General features: G+C 76.0%; 2 protein-coding genes. Both read left to right on the top strand.

Annotated elements, in window-relative coordinates; all coding sequences use genetic code 11:
• Positions 1–12,867, top strand: a 12,867-nt coding sequence (locus ACFWJ4_RS35995) for a type I polyketide synthase (RefSeq protein WP_380552068.1), incomplete at its 5' end; no start/stop codon positions are given.
• Positions 12,868–12,904: 37 nt separating this feature from the next.
• Positions 12,905–20,439: type I polyketide synthase (locus ACFWJ4_RS35990; protein WP_380552066.1), on the top strand; the 7,535-nt coding region annotated here is incomplete at its 3' end.

Here is a 20,439-nt window from a genome sequence, read left to right as displayed (position 1 = left end):
GCGGTGAACGGTCCGTCGTCGACGGTGGTGTCGGGTGACGCGGACGCGGTGGCGGCACTGGTCGATGCGCTGGTGGGTGAGGGGGTGCGGGCGCGGTTGATCGAGGTCGACTACGCGTCGCATTCCGCGCACGTCGAGGAGGTCCGCGAGCGGTTGCTGTCCGACCTGGACGGCATCGCACCCCTGTCCGGCACGGTGCCGTTCCTTTCGACGGTGACGGGCGGCTGGCTGGACACGAAGTCCCTGGACGCCGAGTACTGGTACCGCAACCTGCGGGAGACCGTCGAGTTCGAGCAGGCCACGGCGGCGCTGCTGGGGGAGGGCTTCCGGTTCTTCGTCGAGTCCAGCCCGCACCCCGTGCTCACCTTCGGCGTCCAGCAGACCGCCGACGCGGCCGACACCGCCGGCTCCGCGCAGGGCCCCGCCGTGGTCGTGGGCACGCTGCGGCGCGGCGAGGGCGGCCTCGACCGCTTCCTGACGTCCCTGGGAGAGGCCCACGCGGGCGGCCTGTCGCCCGACTGGGACCGGGTGTTCGCCGGACACCGTCCGGACGGCATCTCCCTGCCCACCTACCCCTTCCAGCGTCGCCCGTACTGGCTGGAGGACACCGGCCCCGCGGCGGGCGGTCCTTCCGGAACGTCCTCGGACGGCGACGACTTCTGGGAGGCCCTGGGCGGAGGCGACCTGGACCGGTTCACCACGACCCTGGGGGTGACGCCCGAGGACCCGCTGAACGTGGTGCTCCCCGCGCTCGCCACCTGGCGCACCGAGCGCACCGAGCGTTCGGTGGTCGACTCCTGGCGCTATCGCGTGACCTGGCGGGCCCTGCCCGAGGGCCCCCCGGCCGCACTGGACGGCAACTGGCTCGTGCTGTCGTCGGACGGTCGGCCCGAGGACGGGGTGCGCCGATCGGAGACGACCGTCCAGGTCATGGAGCAGGCCGGGGCTTCGGTGATCCACGTACGGATCACCGAGGCCGAGGCCGACCGCGCCGTGCTGGCCGACCGGGTCCGCGCGTCCCTCGACGCGCTGCCCGGCCCGGTGACGGGAGTGCTGTCGCTGCTCGGCCTCGACGAGCGCCCGCACTCGGCGCACCCCTCCGTCCCGCTGGGCGCCGCGCTCAACCTGGCCCTGGTGCAGTCCCTCGGCGACGCCGGGATCGACGCGCCCCTGTGGTGGGCGACCCGGGGCGCGGTGTCGGTCGGGGGCACGGACACCGGGAGCGCGGTCAGCGCCGCGCAGAACCTGCTCTGGGGTCTGGGCCGGGTCGCCGCGCTGGAGTTCCCGCAGCGCTGGGGCGGTCTCATCGACCTCCCGGAGGTCCTGGACACGGACACCGCCCCGCAGCTGTGCCGGGTGCTGGCCGGCGGCGCCGGGGACGAGGACCAGGTCGCCGTACGGGCCACCGGCTGCCACGGCCGGCGGCTGGTCCGGTCCGCCCTGGGCGACACCGCGCCGCGGCGCAGCTGGCGGCCCGGGGGCACCGTGCTGATCACCGGCGGCACCGGTGGGATCGGCGCGCAGATCGCGCGCTGGCTGGCCCGGCGGGGAGCCGGGCACCTGGTGCTGGTCAGCCGGCGCGGCGCGGACGCGCCGGGTGCGCCGGAGCTCTCCGAGGAGCTGGCCGCCCTCGGCACCCGGGTCACCCTGGCCTCGTGCGACGTCGCCGACCTGGAGGCCCTGCGCGAGCTCAAGGACGGCCTCGAACAGGACGGCCACCGGATCAGCACCGTCTTCCACGCCGCAGGCGCCGGGCTGCTGGTGCCGCTGTCCGACACCGACGCGGACGAGTTCGCCGACACCCTCCACGCCAAGGCCGGCGGGGCCAGGAACCTGGACCTGCTCTTCGACCGGGACACGCTCGACGCGTTCGTGCTGTTCTCCTCCATCTCCGGGGTGTGGGGCAGCGCCGTCCACGGCGCCTACGCCGCCGCCAACGCCTACCTCGACGGCCTCGCCGAGGACCGCCGGAGCCGCGGCCTCGCCGCGACCTCCGTGGTGTGGGGGATCTGGAACCCCGAGGGCGGGGCCGGGATGGCGGCCGAACTGGTGGAGGAGACCCTGCGCGGCCACGGCGTGCTCTTCATGCCGCCCGCGGTCGCGATCATCGGGCTCCAGCAGGTCCTGGACCACGACGAGACGGTGGTCGTGGTCGCCGACATCGACTGGGACCGCTTCGCGACGCTCTTCACCTCGGCCCGCCCCAGCCCATTGATCGGGGAACTCCCCGAGGTGCGCACCGCGCTGGCCGCCGAACCGGAGACCGGCGGGACCGGGGCCGAGGGAACGCCCTCGGCGCTGCGCGACCGGCTGGAGCCGCTCCCGGCTGCCGAGCGGACCCGGGTGCTGGTCGACCTGGTCCGGACCCACGCGGCCGACGTCCTCGGCCACGACTCGCCGGACGCGGTCGCCCCCGGCCGTGCCTTCCGCGACCTGGGCTTCGACTCCCTGACCGCCGTGGACATGCGCAACCGGCTCAACACCGCCACGGGCCTGCGGCTCCCGGTCACCGTCGTCTTCGACTACTCGTCGGCGACCGCGCTCGCCCGGCGCCTGGAGACCGGACTGCTGGGTGCCGCCGAGGAGCCCGCCACCGTCCGGCAGCCCCCGTCGGCGGCGCCCGCCGCGGACGACGACCCCATCGTGATCGTCTCCATGAGCTGCCGCTACCCCGGCGGCGTACGCACCCCCGAGGACCTGTGGCGCCTGGTCGCCGACGGGCGCGACGCCGTCTCCGGGCTGCCGTCCGACCGGGGCTGGGACCTCGACGCGCTGTACGACGCGGACCCCGACCGGCCCGGCCGGAGCTACGCCGCCGCGGGCGGATTCGTCAGGGACGCGGACCGTTTCGACCCCGGGTTCTTCGGGATCTCGCCGCGCGAGGCCCTGGCCATGGACCCGCAGCAGCGACTGCTGCTCGAAACCTCCTGGGAGGCGATCGAGCGCGCCGGCATCGACCCGGCGTCCCTGCACGGCACCCCGACCGGTGTCTTCGCCGGCGCCTCCTACCAGGGCTACGGCGGCACCCTGCGCGACATCCCCGAGGAACTGGAGGGCCTGTTCATCGCGGGCATCTCCACCAGCGTCCTGTCCGGGCGGGTCGCCTACCAACTCGGCCTCCAGGGGCCCGCCGTGACCGTGGACACGGCCTGCTCCTCGTCCCTGGTGGCGGTCCACCTCGCCGCGCAGTCGCTGCGCTCGGGCGAATGCGCGCTGGCACTGGCGGGCGGCGCCACGGTGATGGGCACCCCGCTGTCGTTCACCGGCTTCAGCCGGCAGCGCGGGCTCGCCGAGGACGGGCGCTGCAAGTCCTTCGCCGCCTCGGCGGACGGCTTCGGCATGGCCGAGGGCGTGGGCCTGCTGCTCCTGGAACGCCTCTCGGACGCCCGCCGCAACGGCCACCCGGTGCTCGCGGTGCTGCGCGGCTCGGCGATCAACCAGGACGGCGCGAGCAACGGGCTGACCGCGCCCAGCGGCCTGGCCCAGCAGCGGGTGATCCGCGACGCGCTGGCGAACGCCGGGCTGACGGCCGCCGACGTGGACGCCGTCGAGGCGCACGGCACCGGCACCCGGCTGGGCGACCCGATCGAGGCCGACGCGCTGCTGGCCACCTACGGCCAGGACCGGCCGGCCGACCGGCCGGTGCGGCTCGGGTCGCTGAAGTCGAACATCGGGCACACCCAGGCCGCCGCCGGGGTCGGCGGCATCATCAAGATGGTGCTGGCCATGGGGCACGGCGAGCTGCCGCGGACCCTGCACATCGACCGGCCGTCCCCGAACGTCGACTGGACGGCGGGCGCCGTCGCACTGCTGACCGAGGCCACCCCCTGGCCGGAGACCGGCCGGCCGCGCCGGGCCGGCGTGTCCTCGTTCGGCCTGAGCGGCACCAACGCCCACGTCGTCATCGAGCAGCCGCCCGCCGAGCCCGAGCTCGCACCCGTACCCGCACCCGCGCCCGTACCCGGGGCGTCCGCCGTCCCGTGGGTCCTGTCCGGGCGGACCGCCGAGGCGGTGAAGGCCCAGGCGGAGCGGCTGCACACGTACCTGACGGAGCATCCGGAGCTGTCGTCCGTCGACGTCGGCCACTCCCTGGCCACCACCAGGACCGCCTTCGAGCACCGCGCAGCCGTCGTCGGCGACGACCGCGCGGCCCTGCTGGGCGGCCTGGCCGCGCTGGCCGCGGGAGACCGCGCACCCGGCCTGGTCGAAGGCACCGTCGCCCGATCGGCCAGGACCGTCTTCGTCTTCCCCGGCCAGGGATCCCAGTGGGCCGGCATGGCCCGGGAACTGCTCGACCACGCCCCGGCCTTCGCCGACCGGATCACGGCCTGCGAACGTGCCCTCGCCCCGCACCTGGACTGGTCGCTGCTCGCGGTCCTGCGGGACGAGCCCGACGCGCCCCCGCTGGACCGGGTGGACGTGGTGCAGCCGGTGCTGTGGGCGGTGATGGTGTCGCTGGCCGAGCTGTGGCGGGCGCACGGGATCGTCCCCGACGCCGTGGTCGGCCACTCCCAGGGCGAGATCGCCGCCGCCTGCGTGGCCGGCGCGCTCTCGCTGGACGACGCCGCCCGGATCGTCGCCCTGCGCAGCCGGGCCCTGCTGGCCCTGACCGGACGCGGCGGCATGCTGTTCGTGCCGCAGCCGGTCGAAGCCGTCCGCGAAGCACTGTCCGCCCACGACGGGGCACTCGACGTCGCCGCGGTCAACGGGCCGACGTCGGTGACGGTCTCCGGCGACCCGGCGGCACTGGAACGACTGCGCGAGCAGTACTCCGAGGCGGGCGTCCTGACCTGGCCGGTCCCCGGCGTGGACTTCGCCGGACACTCGCCCCAGGTGGAGGAGCTCCGGGAGGAACTGCTCACCCTCCTCGGCGGCACCGCGCCGCGGACGTCCGACATCCCGTTCTACTCCACGGTCAGCGGCGGCCCCGTGGACACCCTGGGCCTGGACGCCGCGTACTGGTACGAGAACCTGCGCCGGCCGGTCGAGTTCGGACGGGCGGTCCACGCGCTCATCGCCGACGGACACCACACCTTCGTCGAGTGCAGCACCCACCCCGCATTGACCGTCTGGCTCCAGGAGGCCGTCGAAGCGGCCGGAGCCGGCGACGGAGCCGTCGTCGGCACCCTGCGGCGCACCGAGGGCGGCCCCGGCCGCTTCCTCGCCGCGCTCACCGAACTCCACGTCCGCGGACTGCCGGTGGACTGGGGCACGGTGTTCGCCGGAACCGGCGCGCGCAAGCGGCCCCTGCCCACCTACGCCTTCCAGCAGCAGCGCTACTGGCTGGACACCACCCCCGGCCGGCCCGCCGACGCCCTGACCGGCACGGACGCCACGACCGGCGCCGGCCCGGCCGACTCCGGCTTCTGGGAGGCGGTCGACCACGGGGACCTGGACGCCCTCGCCACCACCCTGCGGGTCGAGGACGGGGAACTGAGGGCCTCCCTCGCCTCCCTGGTGCCCACCCTCGCCGAGTGGGCGCGCGGCCGGGCCGGCGACCGGACCGCCGACAGCTGGCGCTACCGGGTCGCCTGGAAGCCCCTGCCGGCACCCGAGCGGCCCCGGCTCACCGGCAGCTGGCTCGTCGTCGCCCCGGCCGGCGCCGCCGACGACCCGGCCGTCGCGTTCGCCGCGCACTCCCTGAGCGGACACGGCGCCACACCCGTCCTGGTCGAGGTGGGCCCCGACGCGACCGACCGGACACGGTTCGCCGCACTGCTGCGCGACGCCCACGACCACACCGACGGGCCGCCCGCCGGAATCCTGTCACTGCTCGCCCTGGCCGAAGAACCGCACGCCGACGGATCGGCGCTTCCCCGCGGCCTCACCCTGACGGTCGCACTCCTCCAGGCCCTGGGCGACCTCGGCACCGACGCCCCGCTCTGGTGCGCCACCCGGGGCGCGGTGTCGGTCGGCCGCTCCGACCGGATCGACAGCACGCTCCAGGCCCTGGTCTGGGGCCTCGGCGGGGTCGCCGGTGTCGAGTACCCGCAGCGGTGGGCCGGCCTGGTCGACCTGCCGCGCCGGTTCGACGGCCGGGCCGCGACCCGGCTCGCCGAAGCACTGACGAGCCCGGACGGCGAGGACCAGCTGGCGGTGCGCGCCACCGGCCTCTACGGCCGCAGGGTCGTCCACGCCGGACTCGGTGACACCGCCCCCGTACGCGACTGGACACCCGAGGGCACGGTCCTGATCACCGGCGGCACCGGCGGCCTCGGCGCCCAGATCGCCCGCTGGCTCGCCCGCACCGGCACCGCGCACCTGCTGCTCACCAGCCGGCGCGGCGCACAGGCCCCGGGCGCCGACGCCCTGCTGGCCGAACTGCGCGGACTCGGCGCCGCCGCCACCGCGGTGGCCTGCGACGTCGCGGACCGCGACGCACTGGCGGAACTGCTCGCCGGCATTCCGGCCGAGCGCCCGCTGCGCGCCGTACTGCACACCGCGGGCGTCCTCGACGACGGGGTGATCGACTCGATCACCCCCGAACGCGCGGCCGGCGTCCTGCGCCCCAAGCTCGACGGCGCACGCAACCTCGACGAGCTCACCCGTGAACTCGACCTGACCGCCTTCGTGCTGTTCTCCTCGCTCGCCGGCACGCTCGGCGGCACCGGCCAGGGCAGCTACGCCGCCGCCAACGCCTACCTCGACGCCCTGGCCCGGCAGCGCCGCGACCTCGGACTGCCCGGCACCTCGGTGGCCTGGGGCCTGTGGGGCGGCGACAGCCTCGCCTCCGGAGCGGTCGCCGAACGGCTGATCCGCGACGGCCTGCCCGCCATGGATCCCGCCACGGCCACGATCGCGCTGCGTCAGGCCCTCGACCACGACGAGACGGCGGTCCTCGTCGCCGACTTCGCCTGGGACCGCTTCACCCGGGCGTTCACCGCGCTCCGGCCCAGTGCCGCCCTCGGGGACCTGCCCGAGGTACGGGACGTGCTCGCCGCCGCGGCCGGGCCCCGGGGCACGGCCGACGGCGCCGAGCCGCCGGCCCTGCGGCTGGCCGCACTGCCCCCGGCGGAACGGGACCGGGCCCTGCTGGACCTGGTCCGTTCCGAGGTCGCCGCCGTGCTCGGCCACCCCGGGCCCGAGGCGGTGGGACCCGACCAGGCGTTCAAGGAGATCGGCTTCGACTCGCTGACCGCCGTCGAACTGCGCAACCGGCTCGCCGCGGTCACCGGCCTGCGCCTGTCGGTGACCCTGGCCTTCGACTACCCCACGGCCACGGTCCTGGCAGGACACCTGCGCACCGAACTGCCGGGGGCGCCCGCCACGGAGACGACCGACGCTCCCGGGCAGGTGCCCGCGGCCGCCGCGGTGTCCGAGGACGAGGCGATCGCCGTGGTCGCCATGAGCTGCCGCTACCCCGGCGGCGTCAGCACCCCCGAGGAGCTGTGGGAGCTCGTCGCGGGCGGACAGGACGCGATCACCGGCTTCCCCACCGGACGGGGCTGGGACCTGGACGGCCTCTACGACCCGGACCCGGACCGGGTCGGCAGCACCTACGCGCGGGAAGGCGGCTTCCTCCACGACGCCGACCGCTTCGACCCGGCCTTCTTCGGGATCTCCCCGCGCGAGGCGCTGACCATCGACCCCCAGCAGCGGCTGCTGCTCGAACTCTCCTGGGAGGCGTTCGAGCGGGCCGGCATCGACCCGCTGTCACTCAAGGGCAGCGCGAGCGGCGTCTTCGTCGGATGCAGCCACCACGACTACGGGTCGCGCGTCACCGAACCCTCCGAAGAGTTCGAGGGCTACCTCGGCATCGGCAGCGCGGGCAGCGTGGCGTCCGGGCGGATCTCCTACAGCCTCGGCCTCGAAGGGCCCGCGGTGACCGTCGACACGGCGTGCTCCTCGTCGCTGGTCGCGGTCCACCTCGCGGCCCGGTCGCTGCGGGCCGGCGAATGCTCGCTGGCGCTCGCCGGCGGGGTGACCGTGATGTCGACACCGGGCGCGTTCGTGGAGTTCAGCCGCCAACGGGTGCTCGCCGAGGACGGCCGCTGCAAACCGTTCGCCGCCGCCGCCGACGGCACCTCCTGGGCCGAGGGCGCCGGACTGCTCGTCCTGGAACGCCTCTCGGACGCCCGGCGCAACGGCCACCCGGTGCTCGCCCTCGTACGCGGCTCCGCCGTCAACCAGGACGGCGCCAGCAACGGCCTGACCGCCCCCAACGGACCCTCCCAGCAGCGGGTCATCCGGGCGGCCCTCGCCGACGCCGGACTGACCGCCTCCGAGGTCGACGCGGTGGAGGCGCACGGCACCGGGACCCGGCTGGGCGACCCGATCGAGGCCCAGGCACTCCTGGCCACGTACGGCCGGGAACGCGGCGCGCAGCAGCCGCTGTGGCTGGGGTCGCTGAAGTCGAACATCGGGCACAGCCAGGCCGCCGCCGGAGTCGCCGGCATCATCAAGATGGTGCAGGCCATGCGGCACGGGGCGCTGCCGCGCACCCTCCACGTGGACACGCCGACACCCCATGTCGACTGGTCGGCCGGTGCGGTCCGGCTGCTCACCGAGGACACCCCGTGGCCGGAGACCGGCCGCCCCCGGCGGGCCGCGGTGTCGTCGTTCGGAGTCAGCGGCACCAACGCCCACACCATCCTCGAACAGCCCACCGAACCGGCCCCGCCCGCCGCCCCCGCGCCGACCCCGGCGACCACCCCCGACACGCCCGCCCTGCCCTGGCTGCTCTCCGCCCGTGGCGCGGACGCGCTGCGGGAGCAGGCCGCCCGGCTGCTCCGGCACGTGGAGCACGCCCCGACCCTCGCCGTCGCGGACCTGGGCCGCTCCCTGGCGCTGAACCGCAGCGCCTTCGAGTACCGGGCCGCCCTCACCGGCACGGACCGGCAGACCCTGCTCCAGGGGCTCACCGCCCTCGCCGCCGGCGAGCCGTCGGCGGACCTGGTGAGCGGTGTCACCGGCCCGGCCGCGAAGACCGCCTTCCTGTTCCCCGGCCAGGGCAGCCAGCGCACCGGGATGGGCGCCGAACTGTACGCGCGGTTCCCGGTCTTCGCCGACGCCTTCGACGCGGTCTGCGCGGAACTCGACCCGCTGCTCGACCACCCGCTGCGGGAGGTGATCGACGCGGCCCCCGGCGACCCCGGCCACGGCCTGCTGGACCGCACCGAATACACCCAGCCCGCCCTGTTCGCCCTCGGCGTCGCACTCTTCCGCCTCGTCGAGCACTGGGGCGTGCGTCCCGACCGGCTGCTCGGCCACTCCGTGGGAGAGCTGGCCGCCGCCCACGTCGCCGGGGTGTTCGCGCTGCCCGACGCCGCGAGGCTGGTGGTCGCGCGGGGACGACTGATGCAGGCCCTCCCGGCGGGCGGCGCGATGGTCGCCCTCGCCGCCGGGGAGGAGGAGGTGCTGCCGCTGCTCGCGGGCCGCGAGAGCGACGTCGGCCTCGCCGCGGTCAACGGCCCGGCCTCGACCGTGATCTCCGGCGACGCGGCGGTGGTGGACGAGATCGCCGCCGTGCTCGCCGCGCGCGGCCGCAAGACCCGACGGCTGCGGGTCTCCCACGCCTTCCACTCGCCCCTCATGGAGCCGATGCTCGCCGAGTTCCGCGAGGTCGCGGCCCGGATCGTCCCGGGGGAGGCCGCCATCCCCGTCGTCTCCGACCTGACGGGCGAGCCGGCCACCGCCGAGCAGCTCGGCTCACCGGACTACTGGGTGGAGCACGTGCGCGGCACCGTCCGCTTCCAGGACGGCGTACGCCACCTGGAGCGCGACGGCGTCACCGCGTTCCTCGAACTCGGACCCGACGGCGCGCTCACCGCCATGGGCCAGGACTGCCTGACCGGCGCCGGCGGCAGCCCCGTGCTGGTGCCCCTGCTGCGCAAGGACCGGCCCGAAGCCCCCGCGGCGACGGCCGCCCTGGCCCGGCTGCACGTCACGGGCGTCCCCGTGGACTGGAACGCCGTCCACTCCGGCGGCCCGTCCCGCTCCGCCGTCGACCTGCCGACCTACGCCTTCCAGCGCGGCAGCTACTGGCTGCCGGCCGGCCCGGCCACGGCCGGCCTGCCCGCGGCCGGACTGCTGACGGTCGACCACCCGCTGCTCGGCGCCGGAACGGAACTCGCGGACTCCGACGGCTTCCTGTTCACCAGCAGGTTCTCGGTCCGCAGCCACCCCTGGCTGGCCGACCACGGCGTCTACGAGGGCGTGCTGTTCCCCGCCACCGCGTTCCTGGAACTCGCGGTCCGCGCGGGCGACCAGGTCGGCTGCGACCAGGTCGAGGAACTGACCCTGGAGGCGCCGCTGGTGCTCCCGGCGGGCGGAGCCGTCACACTCCAGCTCACCGTCGGAAGCCCGGACGCCTCCGGCACCCGCCCGCTGAGCGTCCACGCCCGGGCCGCCGACGACGGCGCCGACGCCCCCTGGACCCGGCACGCGAGCGGCCTGCTCACCTCCGCCGCAGACCCCGACCCGGCGGACCCGGTCGACCCGGTCGACCCCGCGGCCTGGCCGCCGTCCGGAGCCGTCCCCCTCGACACGGAAGGCCTGTACGACCGCTTCGCGGACGGCGGCTTCGCCTACGGCCCCGCGTTCCAGGGCCTGCGCGCGGCCTGGCGGCTCGGCGACGAGGTGTACGCCGTCGCGAGCCTGCCGGAGGAGCAGCAGCCGGACGCCGCCGCGTTCGGCCTGCACCCGGCCCTGCTCGACGCCGCCCTGCACGCGCTGGTGTTCGACGTACTGGAGGGACCCGCGCAGGGCTGGCTGCCGTTCTCCTGGAACGGGGTGCGCCTGCACGCCTCCGGCGCCACCGAACTCCGGCTGCGGCTGACCCCCACGGGCCGCGACGCCGTCGCCGTACGGGCGACCGACGCCGCCGGCCGGCCGGTGGTTTCGGCCCGCTCCCTCGTCCTGCGACCCGTCTCGGCCGACCGCTTCAAGGCCACCCGCGCCGGACACCACGAGGAACTGTTCCGCCCCGAGTGGCAGGCCCTGCCGGAGCGCGCCGCGACGGGCACCGTCTCCGGCCCGGAGTCCTGGACCGTGCTCGGCGCCGGGACGCCCCTGCCCTCCGGCGCCGCGCCGCTCCCCGGCCGTACGGTCGCCGACCTCGCCGCGCTGTCCGCACTGCTCGACGCGGGCAGCCCGCCGCCCCGGTTGGTCCTCGCCGCCTGCCCGCCCGTCCCGGCCCCGCCCGGCACCCTCCGCGACGCGGTCCACGACGGCCTCGGCACGGTCCTCGCCCTGCTGCGCGACTGGCTGGCCGACGAGCGCCTGACCGGCTCCAAGCTGGTCCTGGTCACCGCCGGCGCGGTCCCGGTGACCGGCGACGACGTCCCGGACCCGGCCCTGGCCGCGCTCTGGGGCCTGGTCCGCTCGGCGCAGACCGAGAACCCCGACCGCTTCGTCCTGCTGGACCTGGACGCCCACGACACCCCGCCCGGCGTACTCGCCGAAGCCCTCGCCTCCGGGGAACCCCAGCTCGCGATCCGGGCCGGGGCCGTCCACGTCGCCCGGCTGGCCCGCGTACCGCTGGCCGCCGCCGGGCGCACACCCGGCTGGAGCGGCGACGGAACCGTCCTGATCACCGGCGGCACCGGCGCCATCGGCGCCCACGTCGCCCGCCACCTGGCCGCCGAACACGGCGTCCGGCACCTGCTGCTGACCAGCCGCAGCGGCCCCGCCGCCGACGGCGCGGCCGAACTCCTCGCCGAGCTCGCCGCGCTGGGCGCGCACGCCGAGATCGCCGCGTGCGACGCCGCCGACCGCGACGCCCTCGCGGCCCTGCTGGCCGCCCTGCCCCCCGCGCACCCGCTGACCGGGGTGGTGCACGCAGCGGGCGTCCTGGCCGACGGCGTCGTCGCCACCATGACGCCCGAGCAACTGGACCTCGTCCTGCGCCCCAAGGTGGACGCGGCGATCAACCTGCACGAACTCACCGCCGGCCCGGACCTGTCCGAGTTCGTCCTGTTCTCGTCCATCGCCGGCATCTTCGGCGGCATGGGCCAGGGCAACTACGCCGCCGCCAACGCCTTCCTGGACGCACTGGCCCACCGGCGCCGCGCCGACGGGCTGCCCGGCCGCTCCCTCGCCTGGGGCCTGTGGGCCAACAGCACCGGGATGACCGGCGGGCTCACCGAGGCCGACCTGCGACGGATCGCCCGGGGCGGGATCGTCGCCTTCGACCCGGCCCAGGGACTGGCGCTGTTCGACACGGCCGGCGCCCTCGACGAGCCGGTCGTCCTCCCGCTGCGGCTCGACACCGCGGCCGTCCGCGCCCAGGCCGGCGCCGGCGGCGTCCCCGCCCTGCTGCGCGGACTGGTGCGCCCCGGCGCCCGGCGCGGCGCCGCGGGCCCCGCCGCCGGCGCCGGCCCCGACGGGCCGGACGCCCTGAAGCAGCGCCTGGCGTCCCTCAACGACACCCAGCGCGGCCGGGTCCTCCTCGACCTGGTCCGCTCCCACGCCGCCCTGGTGCTCGGCCACAGCGGCCCGGCCGCGGTCGATCCCGGACGCGGTCTGCTGGAGGTCGGCTTCGACTCGCTGACCGCGGTGGAACTGCGCAACCGGCTGCGCGCCGCCACCGGCCACCCCCTGCCGGCCACCCTGCTCTTCGACCACCCCACGCCGACGGCGATCGCCGGACACCTCGCCGCCGAACTCGTCCCCGAAGGCGGGCCCGGCCCGGTCCCCGGCCTCGCCGAACTGGACGGCCTGGAAGACGCCCTCGACGGCGCCCTCGACGACCCGGCGGACCGCGAACGGCTCGCCGACCGGCTCCGGGAACTCCTGCGCCGCGTCGACCCGGCGGCCACCGCGGCCGACGGCGACGGCACGGCGGCCGACTCCATCGAGGACCGGATGGACGGCGCCAGCGACGACGAACTCTTCGACCTCATCGACAACGAACTCGGCCTGTCATGACACCGACCCGACACCCGAACCAGGACGGCGGCTCCCGATGGTGAACGACGACAAGCTGAGGGACTACCTCAAGCGCGTGACGGCGGACCTGCACCACACCCGCCGGCGCCTGACCGAGGCCGAGGAAGCGGGCCGCGAACCGATCGCGGTCGTCGCGATGAGCTGCCGCTACCCCGGCGGCGTACGGTCCCCCGAGGACCTGTGGCGCCTGGTCACCGACGGCACCGACGCCATCACCGGCTTCCCCGGCGACCGCGGCTGGGACCTGGACCACCTGGACGACCCGGACCAGCTGCGCGAGGGCACCAGCCACACCGCCCTGGGCGGCTTCCTCGACGACGTCGGGCACTTCGACCCCGGATTCTTCGGGATCTCCCCGCGCGAAGCGCTCGCGATGGACCCGCAACAGCGGCTCCTCCTGGAGACCACCTGGGAGGCGTTCGAACGGGCCGGCATCGACCCCGCGACCCTGCGGGGCAGCAGGACCGGCGTCTTCGCCGGCGTGATGTACCAGGACTACGCGGTACGGCTGCGCCAGGTCCCCGACGACGTGGCCGGCTACGTCGGCAACGGCAGCTCCGACAGCGTCGCCTCGGGCCGCGTCGCCTACACCTTCGGCCTGGAGGGCCCGGCGGTCAGCATCGACACGGCCTGCTCCTCGTCGCTGGTCGCCATCCACCTCGCCGCCCAGGCCCTGCGGGCCGGCGACTGCACCCTGGCCCTGGCCGGGGGCGCGATGGTCATGTCGACACCCGTCCCGTTCGTGGAGATGAGCCGCCAGGGCGGCCTGGCCCGGGACGGCCGCTGCAAGTCCTTCGCCGCCGCCGCCGACGGCACCGGCTGGGGCGAGGGCGTCGGCATGCTCCTCCTGGAGCGCCTCTCCGACGCCCGGCGGGGCGGCCACCCGGTCCTCGCCCTGATCCGCGGCACCGCCGTCAACCAGGACGGCGCCAGCAGCAGGCTCACCGCCCCCAACGGCCCCGCCCAGCAGCGCGTCATCCGCCACGCCCTGGCCAACGCCGGACTCACCCCCGCCGACGTGGACGTGGTCGAGGCGCACGGCACCGGCACCCCGCTGGGCGACCCGATCGAGGCCCAGGCCCTGCTGGCCACCTACGGGCAGAACCGCGCGGACGGGCAGCCACTGCTGCTCGGCTCGCTGAAGTCCAACATCGGACACACCCAGGCGGCGGCCGGCGTCGGCGGCGTCATCAAGACCGTCCTCGCCATGCGGCACGGCACCGTCCCGCCCACCCTGCACGCGCAGGACCCGTCCCCGCGGATCGACTGGACCGCGGGCGCGGTACGCCTGGTCACCGAGAACACCCCCTGGCCCGAGACCGGACGGCCGCGCCGCGCCGCGGTGTCCTCCTTCGGCGTCAGCGGCACCAACGGACACGTCGTCCTGGAACAGGGGGACGAACCCGTCCTGGAACAGGCCGACGAACCCGCCGCCCCCGCCGTCCTCCCCTGGGTGCTCTCCGGACGCACCGCCGAAGCGCTGCGCGCCCAGGCCGCACGGCTCCGCGACCACCTCGACGCCCACCCCGGCCCCGGCCCGGCCGAGGTCGGCCACGCCCTCGCGACGACCCGCGCCGCGCACGAGCACCGGGCGGTCCTGATCGGCACCCACCCCGAGGAGTTCCGGGCCGGCCTCGACGCCCTGGCGGCCGACCGCACCGTCCCCGGCCTGGTCCTCGGCACCGCCGGAACCGGCGGCGAAGTCGCCCTGGTGTTCCCCGGACAGGGCTCCCAATGGGCCGGCATGGCCGTCGAACTCCTCGACTCCGCCCCCGCCTTCGCCGCCCGCGTCGCGGACTGCGAACGCGCCCTGACCCCCTTCGTCGACTGGTCCCTGGAAGCCGTCCTGCGCGGCGCCCCCAGCACCCCGCCGGCCGACCGCGTCGACGTGGTGCAGCCGGCGCTGTGGGCCGTCATGGTCTCCCTGGCCGAACTGTGGCGCTCCCACGGCATCACCCCCGGCGCCGTCGTCGGCCACTCCCAGGGCGAGATCGCCGCCGCCGTGGTGGCGGGAGCGCTGAGCCTGGAGGACGGGGCGAAGGTCGTCGCCCTGCGCAGCCGCGCCATCCGGGCGCTGTCCGGCCGCGGCGGCATGGCCTCGGTGGCCCTGCCCGTCGAACAGGTCGCCGAACACCTCGCCCCCTGGGACGGCCGGCTCTCCGTCGCCGCCGTCAACGGACCCGCCTCCACCGTGGTCTCCGGCGACACCGACGCGCTCGACGCGTTCCTCGACCGGACGACGGCCCTGGACATCCGCAGCCGGCGCATCCCCGTCGACTACGCCTCGCACAGCGCCCACGTCGAGGACATCCGCACCGAACTGCTCGCCCGGCTCGACGGACTGACCCCCCGCCCGTCCGCCGTCCCCTTCTACTCCACCCTCACCGGCGGCCTGCTGGAGGACACCACCGCCCTGGACGCCGACTACTGGTACCGCAACCTCCGCGGGACCGTCCGCTTCGAACAGGCGACCCGCGCCCTGCTCGCCGACGGCTACCAGGTCCTCCTGGAGAGCAGCCCGCACCCCGTCCTCACCGTCGGAGTCCTGGAGACCGCCGAGGACGCCGGCGCCGACGCCACCGCCGTGGGCACCCTGCGCCGCGACGACGGCGGCCCGCGCCGGTTCACCGAGTCCCTGGCCGAACTCCACCTGCGCGGAGTCTCCCCGGACTGGGACACGGTCTTCGCCGACCGCCGCCCCGGACGGGTGGAACTGCCCACCTACGCCTTCCAGCGCGACCCGTACTGGCTGGAGGACGACGCCGGGCCCGACGCCGACGTCACCTCCGCCGGACTGACCCCCGCGGACCATCCGCTGCTGGGCGCCGTCGTGGTCCTCGCCGACAGCGACGGCCTGCTCCTCACCGGCCGCCTGTCGGCCCGCACCCACCCGTGGCTCGCCGACCACGCCGTCGGCGGCCGGGCACTGCTCCCGGGCACCGCCTTCCTGGAACTCGCGCTCCAGGCCGGAGCCCGCGTCGGCTGCCCCCGGGTCGAGGAATTCACCCTCAAGGCCCCCCTGGTGCTGCCCGAACACGGCGGCACAGTGCTGCGCCTCACCGTGGGCGCCCCCGACTCCCTGGGCCACCGCCCGCTCAGCCTGCACTCCCGGCCGGACGCACCCGCCGACGGCGACCTCGACGGCGCCCTCGACGACGAGTGGACCAGGCACGCCGAAGGCGTCCTGGCCCAGGACGGCGCGGAAGGCGCCGGGGCCGACGGGCCGATGCCCTGGCCGCCGCCCGGCGCCGAACCCCTCGCCCTCGACGGACTGTACGACCGCTTCGCGGCGGGCGGATTCGCCTACGGTCCCGCCTTCCAGGGCCTGCGCGCGGCCTGGCGGCGCGGCGACGAGCTGTTCGCGGAGGCCGTCGTGCCCGCCGGGCCCGCACCCGACGCCGCCCGCTTCGGCCTGCACCCGGCCCTGCTGGACGCGGCCCTGCACGCCACCGGCGTGCCCGGCACCCCCGGTGCGGACGCCCACCCCGAGGGACGGCTGCCGTTCTCCTGGAACGGCGTGACCCTGCACGCCGCCGGTGCCGACGCGATCCGCGTCCGGCTCGCCCCGGCCGGACCCGACACGGTGACGCTCGCCGTCGCCGACGCGACCGGCGCCCCCGTGGCGACCGTGGACGCGCTGGTCCTGCGGCCCGCGGGCACCGCCGGCCTCGGCGCCGACCGCGCCCCCCACGGCCGCCGCCACCAGGACCTCTACGCGACGGAGTGGGTCACCGAACCCCCGCGCGGCAGCGGCGCACCCGTCCACCGCACCGCGGACCTGGCCGCGCTGCTGGCCGCCGTCGACGCCGGAGCCCCGGTGCCCGAGACGGTCCTGCTCGCCTGCGCGGAGCCCGCGGAGCCCGCGGAGCCCGCGGAGCCCGCGGACGCGGCCGGACCGGCCGCGGCGGTCCGCGCGGCCGTCCACCAGGCCCTGGCCGACGTCCGGACCTGGCTCGCCGACGACCGCTTCGCCGGCTCGCGCCTGGTGTTCGCCACCCGGGGCGCGGTCAGCACCGAGGAGGGGGAGGACGTCCGCAACCCCGCGCACAGCGCGCTCTGGGGCCTGGTCCGGTCGGCCGGGTCCGAACACCCCGGGCGCTTCGCCCTGCTCGACCTCGACGCCGACGACGAGCACGGCACCTCCGCGGGCGTCGCCGCGGCCCTCGCCTCGGGAGAACCGCAGGCCGCGGTCCGCGGCGACGACGTCCGCACACCCCGCCTGGTCCGCGTCCTCAGGAACGACCCGGACACCTCGGACGACGCGGCAGGGCCCCTCCGGGCCTTCGACCCGGACGGCACGGTCCTCATCACCGGCGGCACCGGCCTGCTCGGCTCCCACGTCGCCCGCCGTCTGGTCACCGGGCACGGCGTCCGGCACCTGCTGCTGCTCTCCCGCGGCGGCCCGGCCGCCGCCGGAGCCGAAGAACTGCGGGCCGAACTCGCCGCGCTGGGAGCCGAGAGCGCCATCGTCGCCTGCGACGCCGCCGACCGGACCGCCCTGGCCGCCGTACTCGCGGACCTGCCGCCCGCGCACCCGCTGACCGCCGTGGTCCACACCGCGGGCACCCTCGACGACGGCGTCGTCACCGCACTCACCCCCCAACGGGTGGACGCCGTGCTGCGCCCCAAGGTCGACGCCGCCCTCCACCTGCACGAACTGACCCGCGACCTCGACCTCACGCACTTCGTGCTCTTCTCCTCGGCCGCGGGCACCTTCGGCGGCCCCGGACAGGCCAACTACGCCGCCGCCAACGCCTTCCTCGACGCCCTGGCCACCCGGCGCCGGGCGGCAGGGCTGGCCGGCCAGTCCCTGGCCTGGACCCTGTGGGAGCAGCCCAGCGCCCTCACCGGACACCTGGACGAGGACGACGTACGACGCCTCGCCCGGTCCGGGATGCCGCCACTCTCCACCGATCGAGGACTCGCGCTCCTCGACACCGCCCTCACCGTGGACCGGGCCGCCCTGGTCCCGATGCGCCTCGACGCCGCGGCCCTGCGGTCCGCGGCGGCGGACGGCACCCTGCCGCCGCTGCTGCGCGGCCTGATGCGCACACCGCCGCGCCGGGCGGCCACGGTCGCGGAGGCGACGGCCGACGACAACGCCCTGCGCCTGCGCCTCGCGGCCCTCGACGGCACCGGACGGACCCGGCTGCTCGTCGAACTCGTCCGCACCCACGCGGCAGCGGTCCTCGGCCACGCCTCCCCGGACACCCTCGACCCCGGACGGGCCTTCCGCGAACTGGGATTCGACTCACTGGCCTCGGTGAACCTGCGCAACCGCCTGAGCGCCGCCACCGGCCTGCGGCTACCCGCCAGCCTGGTGTTCGACCACCCCACCCCGGCGGCGCTCGCGGACTTCCTGGGCGCCGGACTCACGGACACGGAAGCGGCCACGGCCGTCCTGCCCGCCGTACCCGCGGGGCCGGCCGACCGGAACCGGGACGCGGACGACGACCGGATCGCGATCGTCTCCGCGGCCTGCCGCCTCCCCGGCGGTGTCCGCTCACCCGAGGACCTGTGGCGGATGCTGGCCGAGGGCCGCGACGGCGTCTCCGGGTTCCCCACCGACCGCGGCTGGGACGTCGAAGCCCTCTACGACCCCGATCCCGACCGCATCGGCACCTCCGTCACCCGCGACGGCGGCTTCCTGCACGACGCCGCCGACTTCGACGCGGAGTTCTTCGGCATCTCGCCGCGCGAGGCCCTGGCCATGGACCCGCAGCAGCGGCTGCTCCTGGAGACCACCTGGGAACTCTTCGAGCGCGCGGCCATCGACCCGGCCGCCCTGCGCGGCGCCCCGGTCGGCACGTACGTCGGCCTGATGCAGCAGGACTACGCCGCCCGGCTGCTGCCCTACATCCCCGAGGACGTCGAAGGATTCCTCGGCACCGGCAACTCGGGAAGCATCGTCTCCGGACGCCTGGCCTACTTCTTCGGCCTGGAAGGCCCCGCGGTCACCGTGGACACGGCGTGCTCGTCCTCGCTGGTGGCCCTGCACCTCGCGGTACGGGCGCTGCGGTCGGGCGAGTGCTCGCTGGCGCTGGCCGGCGGCGTCAACGTGATGTGCAGCCCCGAACTGTTCGTCGAGTTCAGCCGACAGGGCGGACTCGCCCCGGACGGCCGCTGCAAGTCCTTCGCCGCGGCGGCCGACGGGACCGCCTTCGGCGAGGGCGTCGGCATGCTGCTGGTGGAGCGGCTGTCGGACGCGCGGCGCAACGGGCATCCGGTGCTGGCGGTGATCCGTGGTTCGGCGGTGAATCAGGACGGTGCGAGCAATGGTCTGACGGCGCCGAACGGTCCTTCGCAGCAGCGGGTGATCCGTGCGGCGCTCGCGGATGCGGGGTTGTCGGCGTCCGCGGTGGATGTGGTGGAGGCGCACGGTACGGGGACGCGGCTGGGCGACCCGATCGAGGCGCAGGCGCTGCTGGCGACGTACGGGCAGGACCGGCCCGCGGACCGTCCGGTGTGGATCGGCTCGCTGAAGTCCAACATCGGACACGCCTCGGCTGCCGCCGGTGTGGCGGGGGTCATCAAGTCGGTGCTCGCCCTGCGGCACGGCGTGATGCCGAAGACGCTGCACGTGGACGGTCCGACGCCCGAGGTGGACTGGTCCGCGGGGGCCGGGCGGTTGCTGACGGAGGCCCGTACGTGGGACGACACGGGCCGTCCGCGGCGGGCGGGGGTGTCCTCCTTCGGCGTCAGCGGCACCAACGCCCACGTCATCCTCGAACAGGCCCCGGCCGACCCGACAGCTCCCGCGGACACGCTCGTCGACCAGCCCGGGACACCGGAGACCGCACCCGCCGCCGTCCCCCTGCTCCTCTCGGCGCGCACTCCGGAGGCGCTGCGCGCCCAGGCCGCCGCGCTGTCGGCCCGGATCGGAGACGGGTCGGGCGTCCGCGCCACGGACGTGGCCTTCTCCCTGGCCACGGGCCGCAGCGCGCTGGGACACCGCGCGGTGCTGGTGGGCACGGAGGAGAACCTCGCCGAGCACCTGACCGCGCTGTCGCAGGGTGCTGCGGTGGCCGGCGGCAGGTTGGTTTCCGGTCGTTCGGTGCTGGTGTTCCCGGGTCAGGGTTCGCAGTGGGTGGGGATGGCTGCGGAGCTGCTGGCCGAATCGGAGGTGTTCGCGGAACGGATGGCCGAGTGCGGGCGGGCGCTGGCGCCTTACGTGGACTGGTCGTTGGCGGAGGCGCTGGGCTCGGAGGCGCTGCTGGCGCGGGTCGACGTGGTGCAGCCGGTGCTGTGGGCCGTGATGGTGTCGCTGGCGGAGGTGTGGCGCGCGTTCGGGGTCGTCCCGGACGCGGTGGTGGGCCACTCGCAGGGCGAGATCGCCGCGGCCGTGGTGGCGGGCGGTCTGAGCATCGACGACGGGGCGCGGGTGGTCGCGTTGCGTTCCCGTGCGGTGGGTGCGTTGGCGGGCCGTGGCGGGATGGCGTCGGTTCCCCTGCCGGTGGAGGCGGTGCGGGAGCGGATCGTGGGCCGGTTGTCGGTGGCGGCGGTGAACGGTCCGTCGTCGACGGTGGTGTCGGGTGACGCGGACGCGGTGGC

Origin of the sequence: Kitasatospora sp. NPDC127067, from assembly GCF_042724755.1 — a bacterium.
GTDB lineage: Bacteria > Actinomycetota > Actinomycetes > Streptomycetales > Streptomycetaceae > Kitasatospora > Kitasatospora lactacystinica.
Note: the sequence above shows the minus strand (reverse complement) of the source record. Positions and strands in the feature narration are given on the sequence as shown.